Raw genomic sequence first — 12,371 nt, forward strand, 5'->3', positions numbered from 1 at the left:
AGAGTTAGCTCTTTTTAGAATAAAGATTGAGGATTGATTTGGGTTTCTTTATTTTTTGGAAGCTCAAATCCACCTAACATATGAAAATGTAAATGAAAAACTTCTTGTCCGCTATTTTTTCCACAATTTGTGATTAATCTATATCCACTTTTATCAAGTCCTAAAAGAGTAGCTAGTTCTTGGATAAATTGTGTCATTTCACTCATTAATTCAGGTCTTAATTCTTGAAAGTTTTCAAAATGCTCTTTTGGAATGATTAAAATATGAATAGGTGCTTTAGGATTAATATCATGAAAAGCTAAAAATTTTTCACTTTCTAAAACTTTATTAGCAGGGATTTTTCCTTCTACGATTAGTTCAAATACGGTTTTTTCTCTCATTTAGTAGTCCTTTTTTTATTATTTTTGCTAATTTTAAATAATTTTACATTAGAATGTTTAAAAAAAATTTAGTTGGAGCTAAAATTGCAAGATATGATAGAAAAAATTGCTTCTGCAAATACTTTAGCAGAACTTGAAAATATAAAAGTAAGTGTTTTGGGAAAAAAAGGTATTTTGACTTTAGAATTTGCAAAGTTAAAAGATTTGCAAAGTGAAGAAAAAAAAGAATTCGCTAATGGTTTAAATAAAACAAGAGATGAATTTAATGAAGCTTATCAAATAAAATTAAAAGAATTAGAAGAAAAAGCTTTAAATGAAAAAATGAAACAAGATGTGCAAGATTTTAGCTTTTTTGATGAAACTTCAAATGCAGGTGCTTTGCACCCAATCATGCAAACTATGGATAAAATCATAGAGTATTTTACAGCTTTAAATTTCAGTATAGAAAAAGGGCCTTTGATCGAGGATGATTTTCATAATTTTGAAGCATTAAATTTACCACAAAATCATCCTGCAAGAGATATGCAAGATACTTTTTATTTTGAAGATAAAACCTTGCTTAGATCTCAAACTTCTCCAGTTCAAATTAGAACTATGCTATCTCAAAAACCACCTATTAGAATGATAGCACCAGGTGCAGTTTTTAGAAGAGATTTTGATATTACTCATACCCCTATGTTTCATCAAGTAGAAGGACTTGTGGTAGAAGAAGGCGATAAGGTAAATTTTGCAAATTTAAAAGATATGCTAGAGCATTTTTTAAAACATATGTTTGGCGATGTAAAAGTGCGTTTTAGACCAAGCTTTTTTCCTTTTACAGAGCCATCTGCTGAAGTAGATATTTCTTGTGTGTTTTGTAAAGGTTGTGGATGTAGGGTTTGTAAGCAAACAGGATGGCTTGAAGTTTTAGGATGTGGCGTTGTTGATCCTAATGTTTATAAATTTGTTGGTTATAAAAATGTAAGTGGTTATGCTTTTGGTTTGGGTGTGGAGCGTTTTGCTATGCTTTTACATAAAATTCCTGATTTGCGTTCTATGTTTGAAGGTGATTTAAGATTATTGGAGCAATTTAGATGATTATTAGTAGAAATTGGTTAAATGAATGGATTGATTTAAGTGAAATATCAACACAAACTATAGTAAATACTTTAAATTCCATAGGATTAGAGGTTGATAGTTTCAAAAGTGTTAAAGCTCCTCAAAAAGTTGTAATAGGTAAGGTTTTAGAAAAAGTTAAACATGAAAATTCAGATAAATTGAATATTTGTAAAGTAGATATTGGGAATGAAATCTTACAAATTGTTTGTGGTGCAAAAAATGTTGATAAAGATCAATTTGTAGCCGTATCTTTAGTAGGTACAGTGCTTCCTAGCGGACTTGAGATAAAACCTGCCAAACTTAGAGGGGTTGAATCTATGGGTATGATTTGCTCTTCTAGTGAGCTTGGTTTTGGAAAAAGTAATGAAGGCATTATGGTTTTAGATGAAAGTATGGGAGAGTTAGTTTTAGGAAAAGCTCTTAATGAATATGATTTGTTTAATGATGAATTAATTGAAATAGAACTTACTCCAAATCGCGGGGATTGCTTGAGTTTATATGGTGTTGCTAGAGATTTAAGTGCAGCACTTGATTTAAATTTAAAAGAATTAAACCCTTTAAAAGAAAGTGAAAATAGCGTAGGTATAGGAAGAATACTAAGTGTTAAAAATCAAAGTGATGTTGAAGGATTTTTTGCTTATAAGGCACTAGAGATTAAAGAAGAATTTAAGTTAAATATCACGATACAAATTCGTCTTGCTTTGATTGAAGCATATAAAAATAACAACATAGAAAATCTTTTAACTTATGCAACTCATGCAAGTGGAGTGATTTTTTGTGCTTATGATTTTCATAAGCTTTGTCAAGATTGTCAAATTGATGAAAAGATTGTTTTAGAGATTAAAACTCAAGAGCATGGAGAGTATGGGGTTTATTATAAAGATGAGTTGATTGCTTTAGCAGGTATAGAGCAAGAAGATAAATTTAAAATTAATGATGAGAGTAAAATCATCATTATAGAAGCAAGCTATACTCATCCTCAAACTATAGCAAATGCAATAGCCTTTTATAAAAAGAAAAATGATACTATATATCGTTCTTTAAGAGGCAGTGAGCCTAAGCTTTCTTTGGGAATGGAGTATTTATTTAATGAGTGCTTAAAAATTAGTGCAATGAGTGTTTTTTCAGGAAGCCAACAAGTTTTTAAAGAAAATGAAGCAAATATTATTGGGATTTTTGGTGCAGAGGTTGATAAAATCATTGGTATGCCTATAGATAAAAATAATTTAGTCAAAATTCTTAGAAAACTAGGCTTTGAAATAAGTGTGGTAAATGATGAACAATTTAATATTAAAATTCCACTTCACCGTAGTGATATAGTAAATATAGCTGATATTAGTGAAGAAATAGTAAGAATTATCGGTATTGATAATATCCCATCAAAAGCTTTAGAATTTAGAGAAAAAAATCGTTTAAATCAAGTATATTTTGATTATCAAGAGCTTAAAAATTTAAGATTAAAAGCAAGTAGTAATGGATATTTTGAAAGTGTGCATTATGTTTTAGATAATGAAGAAGAATTAAGTCAGCTAGGATTTAAATGTATTAAAAACAAACTCATTAATCCTATTACTAACGAACTTAATACTTTAAGAAGTACTTTGATAAATCATCTTTTAAATGCAGTAAGCTTTAATCTAAGAAATTCAAAAAAGAAAATTAAACTTTTTGAGTGTGGTAGTGTTTTTGATGAGTTTTCAAATGAGCATGCTAAATTTGCAATGATCTTTAGTGGTTATAAAGAAGAAGCTAAAATTACAAATAAGGCCAAGCCTGTTTTAGTGGATTTTTATACCTTTTTAGCAGAATTAAAAAGCATTATAGGTGAGTTTAGTTTACAAAAATCAGAATATGCATTTTTAAGTCCATATGAACAAGCAAATGTATATAAAAACGGCAAGCGTATAGGTTTTGTAGGTAGAGTGCATTTAAGTATAGAAAATGAAAGGGATTTGGTTAAAACTTATATTTGTGAGCTTGATTTGGAAGGCTTAAAACAAGACTTTAAAACCGCTAAAGCATATTCTAAATTTCCATCTATGAGCAGGGATTTAAGTATAGTTATACCTAAGGGTTTTGAATATGAAAAAATCAAACACACTATTGCTAAATTAAATATCGAAAGATTAGAAAGCTTTAGAGTGGTAGATTTATATACAGATGAAAATTTGGGTGATTTTTATAGCTTGACTATTAATTTGGTATTTAGAGATTTTGAAAAAACCTTAGAAGATAATATTATCCTTGAATATATTGATAAAATCATCAAAGCTTTAGATGATGAGCATGGTTTAAAACTTCGATGAAAATCAGTCCTATTGGTTCTTTTAGAGCAGAGCTTGAAGATATAGCTTCTGATAAGTCTATATCTCATCGCTTTGCTATCTTTTCTTTGCTTACCCAAGGAACTTGCAAAATTAAAAATTATTTAAAAGCACAAGACACTTTACATACTTTAGCAATCATTCAAGCTTTAGGAGCTGAGGTTGAGGAAATTGATGGATTAATTTATATTAAAGCTCCAAAATATATAAAATCTCCAAATTGTATTTTAGATTGTGGAAATTCAGGTACAGCTATGAGACTTTTAATAGGTTTTTTAAGTGCTATTGAAGATGAATTTTTTGTTCTTAGTGGAGATTGTTATTTAAATGCTAGGCCAATGAAGCGAGTGAGTGGGCCTTTGATGAGTTTAGGAGCTAAAATTTTTGGAAGAGCTAACGCAAATTTAGCGCCTATTTGTATACAAGGGGCTAAGTTAGATGGTTTTGACTTTAGTAGTAATATTGCTTCAGCTCAAGTAAAATCAGCTTTAATTTTAGCAGCTTTATTTGCCAAAAAAGAAAGTTATTTTAAAGAAATTGAGCTTTCAAGGGATCATAGTGAGATTATGCTTAATAAAATGGGAGCTTGCATTGAGTATTTAAATGAGGATAAAACTTTTATCAAAATCAATCCTTTAAAAGAAAAATTAAAAGCATTTGAAGTATGTGTACCAAATGATCCATCATCAGCCTTTTATTTTGCCTTAGCTGCTTGTATTTTACCTTATTCAAAAGTAGTTTTAAAAAATGTTTTGTTAAATAAAACACGCATTGAAGCCTTTAAAATTTTAGAAAAAATGGGTGCAAAGATCACTTATAATATTACTAATGAAGATTTTGAAAGTATTGGAGAAATTTGTGTTGAAAGTGCGCCTTTAAAGGCGGTAAATGTGAGTGAAAATATCGCATGGTTGATTGATGAAATTCCAGCTTTGGCTATAGCTTTTGCTTGTGCAAAAGGAAAAAGCATTATAAAAAATGCTAAAGAATTGCGCGTAAAAGAAAGTGATAGAATCAAATCAATTGTATTAAATTTGCAAAAATGTGGCATAAAAGTAAAAGAATTTGAAGATGGCTTTGAAGTAGAAGGTGGCGAAGTTAAAAATGCTAAAATAGAAAGCTTTGGAGATCATAGAATTGCGATGAGTTTTTTAATTTTAGGTTTAAGATGTGGAATGGAAGTAGATGATAGTGAATGCATCAAAACTTCTTTTCCAAATTTTATTGAGATTTTAAAGCAAATAGGAGCTAAGATTGGAGATTGAATTAGCAAAAAGTTATGGATTTTGTTTTGGAGTAAAAAGAGCTATTAAAAAAGCCGAGCAGATTAAAGATGCAGCTACCATAGGCCCTTTAATTCATAATAATGAAGAAATCACAAGACTTTGGAAAAATTATAATGTTAAAACATTAAATGATATCAATGAATTAAGCACAGAAAAAAAAGCCATCATTAGAACTCATGGTATTACAAAGCAAGATTTAGAAAAATTAAAGCAAAAAGATATAGAAATTTTTGATGCAACTTGTCCTTTTGTGACTAAACCTCAAAAAATTTGTGAGCAAATGAGCAATGAAGGTTATGAAGTTGTTATTTTTGGGGATGAAAATCATCCTGAAGTAAAAGGGGTTAGAAGTTATGTAAGTACTAAAGCTTATGTAGTGCTTGATGAAAAAGAATTGCTTGATATTAAATTGCCTTCTAAAATTGCAGTAGTATCACAAACTACAAAAAAGATAGAAAAATTTATGGAAATTGTAAATTTTTTAATGCTTAGGGTTAAGGAAGTGCGTGTTTTTAATACAATATGTGATGCGACTTTTAAAAATCAAGAAGCAATCAATGAACTTGCTAAAAAAAGTGATGTAATGATAATAGTTGGAGGGAAGAACTCAGCCAATACTAAACAGCTTTTTTTGATAGCAAAAAACTATTGTGAAGATAGTTATTTAATCGAAAATGAAAAAGAAATTCAGAAAGAATGGTTTAGCGGTAAAGAAAAATGTGGCATTAGTGCGGGTGCTTCTACACCTGATTGGGTGATTGATTTGGTTTTGGAAAAAATCAAAGAATACGCCAAAATTAACTAAGTTTAAAGAAAACAATACTATAATCAACAATTAAAATTTAAAACAAAGGACCACAATGAGCGAGGTGAACAAAAAAGTTCAAAACAGACTAGAGGATATTATCATAGAAGAAGATTTTGAGCAAATGCTTGAAGAATCTTTTAAGTCTGATGAGGAGGCAACTACACAAGGTATAATTGTCGCGATTAAAGGCGATGAGGTATTTGTAAATGTAGGACAAAAATCAGAAGGTATTTTAGTAGCAGAAGAAATTCAAAACGAAAAAGGCGAATTTATCTTCAAAGAAGGTGATACATTAGAAGTTGCTATAGTAGGTTCTCGCGGTGGCAGATCTTTACTTTCTCATAAAAAAGCTTTAAGAAAACAAAAAGTTAAAGAATTTATTAACAATTATAAAGATGATGAAAGTATATTTGATGTAAAAATCATTGGTAAAAATAGAGGTGGCTTTGTAGCTGTGGATGAAAATGGAGTGGAGTTTTTCCTACCAAAATCACAAAGCAGTTTTAAAGATTCAAATAATATTATCAATAAAACTTTTAAAGTTAAAATTATAAAAATAGATAAAGAAGCTCAGAGTATAGTAGTTTCTAGAAAAAAAATAGTAGATGAGGAAAGAAAAAAACGCAAAGAAATTATTTCAAATGTATTAAATCAAGAAGAAATTATAGAAGGTGTTGTTAAAAAAATCACTACTTACGGTATGTTTGTTGATGTAGGTGGTGTTGATGGTTTAGTTCATTATAGTGAAATTTCTTATAAAGGACCAGTAAATCCTAGTTCGTTGTATAATGAAGGTGATAAAGTTCCTGTAAAAGTGATTAAATATGATAAAGATAAAAAACATCTTTCTTTATCTATAAAACTTGCCATGCCTGATCCTTGGGATGAAATTAAAGATGGTTTAGAAGTTGGTGATACTATTAAAGTTACGGTTTCAAATATAGAACCATATGGTGCTTTTGTAGATTTAGGAAATGATATAGAAGGATTTTTACATATAAGTGAAATTTCTTGGGATAAAAATGCTAAAAATCCAAAAGATTATATTAATGAAGGTCAAGAGCTTGATGTGGAAGTGATTGAAATTAATGCTAAAGAAAGAAGACTTAGAGTTTCTTTAAAAAATTTATTAGCAAAACCTTTTGATGAGTTTTTAAAATCGTATAAAGTAGGTGATGTGCTAAAAGGCAGTGTTACTTCCGTGACTAATTTTGGTGCCTTTATAAAAATTGCTAATTTAGAAGGTTTGTTGCATAATGAAGATGCTTCTTGGAATAGAAGTGATAAATGTAAAGATATGTATAAAGTTGGTGATGTTGTAGAAGTTAAAATCATTAGACTAGATAAAGAAAATCAAAAAATTTCTTTAAGTACTAAAGAATTACAAAAAAGTCCTGTTCAAGTTTATGCTCAAAAACACCAAGTAAATGATGTTATTTCTGGTAAAATTAGAGATATTAAAGATTTTGGAGTTTTTGTAGAGCTTGAAGAAGGCGTTGATGCGCTTATTCATAAAGAGGATTTGGGAAATATTGATTTTTCAAGTTTAAAAGTAGGTGATACAATAGAAGCTTTGATTGTTTTCATTGATGAAAAGAAAAATAGAATTCGTTTAAGCGTAAAAAGCCTTGCAAGAATGAAAGAAAGAGAAGCATTAAATGAAATCAATGATAATGACAAAGTAACTTTAGGTGATATTATCAAAGATCAACTTTTATAATAAAAAATGAAAAAATATACCCTTTATGGTATTTTAGGTTTTTTAAGCCTAATTTTATTTATTGCTTTTATTTTTATGGTGAGATATGTAGATATTGGGAATTTACCTATCTCACAAAATGTTAAATATTCTTTTGATGAAATAAAAAAAGAGTTACCACAAACTTGGCAAGATAAACTTTCAAATATTAAAATCAATGATTTTTCTCCAGCAGCAAATGAATTTTATATGAGTTTTAATATGGATGATTCTGTAGTAAAGCCAAAACAAAAATTTTATATGCTCGATGTAAATAAAAATGATGTTTATTCTATGTTTTGTTTAAAGCAAACTCTGCATTCTTTTTTTATCAAATACACTTTAACACAGAGTAAAGATGAAGTGGCAATTTATTTAGATACAAATAATGAAAAAGTATTAAATACACTGATCGACAAATTAAAAATTTATAACATAAATGCAAAATTAAAGGAGGTTTGGTTATGAAAAAAATTATTGTATGTGATGCGATATTAGACAAAGGCGTAGAACTTTTAAGAAAAGCTGATGATGTTGAGCTTATCGAAGCAGCACATTTACCTAAAGATGAACTTTTAACAAAATTAAATGATGTAGTTGTTGCTATTACTAGAAGTTCAACGGATGTGGATTTGAAATTTATCAATGCATGTTCTAATTTAAAAGCTTTAGTTAGAGCAGGCGTTGGGGTTGATAATGTTGATATAGATGAATGCTCTAAAAAAGGCATTATAGTAATGAATGTACCAACGGCTAATACCATAGCAGCAGTTGAGCTTACTATGAATCATTTATTATGCTCTGCAAGATCTTTTGTAAATGCTCATAATTTTTTAAAAATACAAAGAAAATGGGAAAGAGAAAAGTGGTATGGTGTTGAACTTATGAATAAAACTTTAGGAGTTATAGGTTTTGGTAATATAGGTTCAAGAGTGGCTGTACGTGCAAAAGCTTTTGGTATGAAAGTTATAGCTTATGATCCTTATGTGGTAGCTTCTAAAATGACTGATTTGGGTATAGAGTGTGTGAATTCTTTAGATGTAATCTTAACTCAAAGTGATTTTATTACCATACATACGCCAAAAACAAAAGAAACAACAGATATGATTTCTTTTGAAGAAATTTCTAAAATGAAAGATGGGGTAAGATTGATAAATTGTGCCAGAGGTGGTCTTTATAATGAAGATGCATTGTGTGAAGGTTTAAAAAGTGGTAAAATAGCTTGGCTTGGTATCGATGTGTTTAATAAAGAACCAGCAACTAATCATCCATTTTTAGACTTTGAAAATGTTTCTGTTACTTCTCATCTTGGTGCAAACACTTTAGAAAGTCAAGAAAATATCGCTATCCAAGCATGCGAGCAAGCTTTAAATGCTGCAAGAGGAATTTCTTATCCTAATGCTTTAAATTTACCGATTAAAACTGAAGATTTACCAAGTTTTGTAGCACCTTATATTGAGCTTATTTCCAAAATGGGCTTTTTGGCTGCTCAGCTTGATAAAACTCCTATTAAGGCTATTAAACTTGAAAGTGAAGGACAAATTAGCGAGTATAATGAGTCTTTATTAACTTTTGCAACAGTGAGTGTTTTAAGAGGTATTTTAGGTGAAAATATTAATTATATTAACGCACATTTTGTAGCTAAAGATAAGGGCGTAGAACTTTCTTCTTGTATTCTACCAAGTAGTGGTTATAGTAATAAAATCACTATAAAAGTAATTACAGATAATTCTAACCTTTCTATCTCAGGAACTATTTTTGGTGAAAATGAACAAAGAATAGTAGAATTGAATGGTTTTGATGTAGATTTTAAACCAAAAGGGAAAATGATAATTTTAAACAATAATGACATACCAGGAGTTATTGCTAATGTTAGCGGAATTTTAGCCAAAAATAATGTCAATATAGCTGATTTTAGACTTGGTAGAAATGGCTTTGGAAAAGCTTTGGCTGTAATTTTGCTTGATACGAAAATTTCAAAAGCTTTGCTTGAGGAATTAAGAGCTATTGATGCTTGTATTTTTGCAGAATATGCAGAAATTTAAGGCTTTTTATAAGCCTTAATTGTTACAATTATTTTTTAATTTTAAAATTAAGGAAAATATATGGCTTCTTATGGAATGGGAGATTTAAAAAAAGGTTTAAAAATAGAAATTGATGGTATTCCTTTTAAAATCGTAGAATATCAACATGTAAAACCAGGAAAAGGTCCTGCTTTTGTTCGTATTAAAATTAAATCTTTTATCGATGGTAAGGTTTTGGAAAAAACTTTCCATGCAGGGGATAAATGTGAATCTCCAAATTTAGAAGAAAAGCAAATGCAATATCTATACGATGATGGTGAAAATTGTCAATTTATGGATACTCAAACTTATGAGCAAGTTGCAATTAGCGATGAAGATGTGGGTGAAGCTAAAAAATGGATGCTTGATGGAACCATGGTAGATGTTTTATTTCACAATGGAAAAGCAATTGGTGTGGAAGTGCCTCAAGTAATGGAACTTAAAATTATTGAAACGGCACCAAATTTTAAAGGTGATACTCAAGGCTCAAACAAAAAACCAGCTACTTTAGAAACAGGCGCAGTAGTGCAAATTCCTTTCCATGTATTAGAAGGGGAAGTAATCCGCGTTGATACTGTGCGTGGAGAGTATATAGAAAGAGCAAATAAATAATCCCTTATTTAAGGGATTATAAAGTTCTTAATTTATTAATTTCATCTCTAAGCATTGCCGCTTTCTCAAACTCAAGATTTTTAGCTGCTTCTAGCATTTGTTTTCTTAATTCTTTTACTATTTTAGCGCGTTCTTTCGCAGGCATTTTTTCAAGTTCTTTGTCTTTACGATAAATTTCTCCTTGTTCAAGCTCATGTTTTAAACTTTCTTCTATGTTTCTTTTTACTGAGGTTGGTGTGATGTTGTGCTTTTTATTATAAGCTTCTTGTAGGGTTCTTCTTTCATTGGTAGTATCGATAGCTTCTTGCATAGATTTTGTGATTTTTTTAGCAAAAAGTAATACTTTTCCATTGACATTTCTAGCCGCGCGTCCCATCGTTTGAATGAGTGCAGTGGTGCTTCTTAAAAAGCCTTCCTTGTCTGCATCCATAATCGCTATAAGGGAAACTTCAGGTAAATCAAGTCCTTCTCTTAAAAGATTAATCCCGATTAAAATATCAAAAGCACCACTTCTTAAGCCACGGATGATTTCATTGCGCTCAATTGCATCAATTTCTGAGTGCATGTATTTTACTTTTAAGCCAAGTTCCAAGTAGTATTTACTAAGCTCTTCAGCCATTTTTTTAGTTAAAACGGTTATTAAAACTCTTTCATTACGCTCTATAACTTTTTTAGCTTCATCGTATAAAATTTCTACTTGATTTTCACTATCTTTGATTTCTATTTTAGGATCTAAAAGCCCTGTTGGACGCATGATTTGATAAAAAATATTTTCTTTGCTTAATTCTAGTTCTAAAGGTGCAGGTGTGGCTGAAACAAATAAAAATTTACAATTTTTATTAATAAATTCATCAAACATCAAAGGTCTATTATCTAAGGCACTTGGCAAGCGAAAACCATAATCAACCAAAGTTTGCTTTCTGCTTCTATCCCCTGCAAACATTCCGCGAAATTGTGGTAAAGATACATGAGATTCATCTACAATGACTAAAAAATCTTGATTTTTAATGGCAAAATAATCAAAAAGCGTATAAGGTGTATCGCCGCTCTTAAGCCCTGTTAAATGCAAGGCATAATTTTCAACTCCTTTGCACATGCCAGTACTTTGAAGCATTTCAAGGTCAAATTCTACCCTTTGTTTTAGTCTTTGTGCTTCTACGAGTTTATTTTCATTTTCAAAATAAGCAAGGCGTTTATTTAATTCAGCTTTTATACCTTTTATAGCCTCTTTAAGTCTAGCTTCACCTACGCTAAATTGACTAGTTGGATAAAGTATAAATTTTTTTAAGTCTTTACCTTTTTTATTTTCTAAAACATTATAATGATACATCGCCTCAAGTTCATCGCCAAAAAATTCAAGTCTAATAGCTTCATCCTCATAATAAGCTGGATATATATCTACTATATCTCCATTGACTCTAAAATCAGCTCTGTCAAAGAAATTATCATTGCGTTTATAACCCATATCTACAAGTTTTTTTAAAAGTTCTTTTTGTGAAATTTGCATATTTAGTTCTAAAATTAAAACCATACCCACATACTCACTTGGATTTCCCAAACCATAATTTGCTGAAACACTAGCTATGCAAATAACATCATCATAACTTAAAAGCGAAGCGCTTGCGCTTAGTCTTAATCTTTCTAAGTCTTCATTAGTAGAGCTGTCTTTTTCTATAAAAACATCGGTTCTTGGTATATAAGCCTCGGGTTGATAATAATCATAATAGCTTATAAAATACTCCACATGATTATTTGCAAAAAAGCCTTTAAATTCACTATAAAGTTGCGCGCATAAGCTTTTATTGTGGCTCATGATAAGAGTAGGCATGTTTAAGTTTTTAATGATATTTGCCATAGTGAAAGTTTTTCCACTACCTGTAACACCTAGCAAGGTTTGGTATTTATTGCCTGCTTTAATGCTTTTTACTATACCATCAATAGCTTGCTTTTGATCAGGACTTGGCTTAAATTCGCTAGTAAGTTCAAACATAATTTTTCCTAACTTGTATTTTTACTAATTTTACACAAAATTTTTTCTAAAAATTTAAATTTTAAAACAAAA

The 12,371-nt window shown here is 29.8% G+C and carries 10 protein-coding genes; 8 read left to right on the top strand and 2 right to left on the bottom strand.

The window, feature by feature from the left end; all coding sequences use genetic code 11:
• Positions 1 to 14: 14 nt before the first annotated feature.
• Positions 15 to 380, bottom strand: coding sequence for a histidine triad nucleotide-binding protein (locus L8X50_RS01585; RefSeq protein ID WP_220566684.1), 366 nt, complete (start codon positions 378 to 380; stop codon positions 15 to 17).
• A gap of 84 nt (positions 381 to 464) precedes the next feature.
• Between L8X50_RS01585 and pheS the strand changes: the two genes are divergently transcribed.
• From pheS to efp, 8 genes are read left to right on the top strand one after another with little or no spacing between them, the layout of a single operon-like run.
• Positions 465 to 1,457, top strand: a complete 993-nt coding sequence (gene pheS, locus L8X50_RS01590) for a phenylalanine--tRNA ligase subunit alpha (RefSeq protein WP_263659752.1) — start codon at positions 465 to 467, stop codon at positions 1,455 to 1,457.
• Positions 1,454 to 3,784 (top strand): phenylalanine--tRNA ligase subunit beta, encoded by a 2,331-nt coding sequence (gene pheT / locus L8X50_RS01595; protein ID WP_263660220.1) that lies wholly within the window; start codon positions 1,454 to 1,456, stop codon positions 3,782 to 3,784. Before pheS ends, pheT begins: the two co-directional genes overlap by 4 nt.
• A complete protein-coding gene (gene aroA / locus L8X50_RS01600) occupies positions 3,781 to 5,067 on the top strand; it encodes a 3-phosphoshikimate 1-carboxyvinyltransferase (RefSeq protein WP_263660221.1) in 1,287 nt (428 codons plus the stop codon). The genes pheT and aroA overlap by 4 nt, the downstream gene beginning before the upstream one ends.
• Positions 5,057 to 5,893, top strand: a complete 837-nt coding sequence (locus L8X50_RS01605) for a 4-hydroxy-3-methylbut-2-enyl diphosphate reductase (protein ID WP_263659749.1) — start codon at positions 5,057 to 5,059, stop codon at positions 5,891 to 5,893. Before aroA ends, L8X50_RS01605 begins: the two co-directional genes overlap by 11 nt.
• Before the next feature lie 55 nt (positions 5,894 to 5,948).
• Positions 5,949 to 7,616 (top strand): 30S ribosomal protein S1, encoded by a 1,668-nt coding sequence (locus tag L8X50_RS01610; RefSeq protein ID WP_263660222.1) that lies wholly within the window; start codon positions 5,949 to 5,951, stop codon positions 7,614 to 7,616.
• A gap of 6 nt (positions 7,617 to 7,622) precedes the next feature.
• Positions 7,623 to 8,102, top strand: coding sequence for a hypothetical protein (locus tag L8X50_RS01615; RefSeq protein ID WP_133319893.1), 480 nt, complete (start codon positions 7,623 to 7,625; stop codon positions 8,100 to 8,102).
• The gene (gene serA / locus L8X50_RS01620) at positions 8,099 to 9,679 is read left to right on the top strand and encodes a phosphoglycerate dehydrogenase (protein WP_263660223.1); all 1,581 of its coding nucleotides are present in this window, start codon (positions 8,099 to 8,101) and stop codon (positions 9,677 to 9,679) included. The genes L8X50_RS01615 and serA overlap by 4 nt, the downstream gene beginning before the upstream one ends.
• A gap of 60 nt (positions 9,680 to 9,739) precedes the next feature.
• Positions 9,740 to 10,309: an elongation factor P gene (gene efp, locus L8X50_RS01625; protein ID WP_039618934.1), complete on the top strand. Its 570-nt coding sequence runs from the start codon at positions 9,740 to 9,742 to the stop codon at positions 10,307 to 10,309.
• A gap of 16 nt (positions 10,310 to 10,325) precedes the next feature.
• Here the strand turns inward: efp and uvrB are convergent, their stop codons facing one another.
• The gene (gene uvrB / locus L8X50_RS01630) at positions 10,326 to 12,299 is read right to left on the bottom strand and encodes an excinuclease ABC subunit UvrB (RefSeq protein ID WP_263660224.1); all 1,974 of its coding nucleotides are present in this window, start codon (positions 12,297 to 12,299) and stop codon (positions 10,326 to 10,328) included.
• Between the last annotated feature and the right edge of the window lie 72 nt (positions 12,300 to 12,371).

It is taken from the genome of Campylobacter sp. CNRCH_2013_0898h, assembly GCF_025772965.1.
In the GTDB taxonomy this organism is placed as follows: domain Bacteria; phylum Campylobacterota; class Campylobacteria; order Campylobacterales; family Campylobacteraceae; genus Campylobacter_D; species Campylobacter_D lari_D.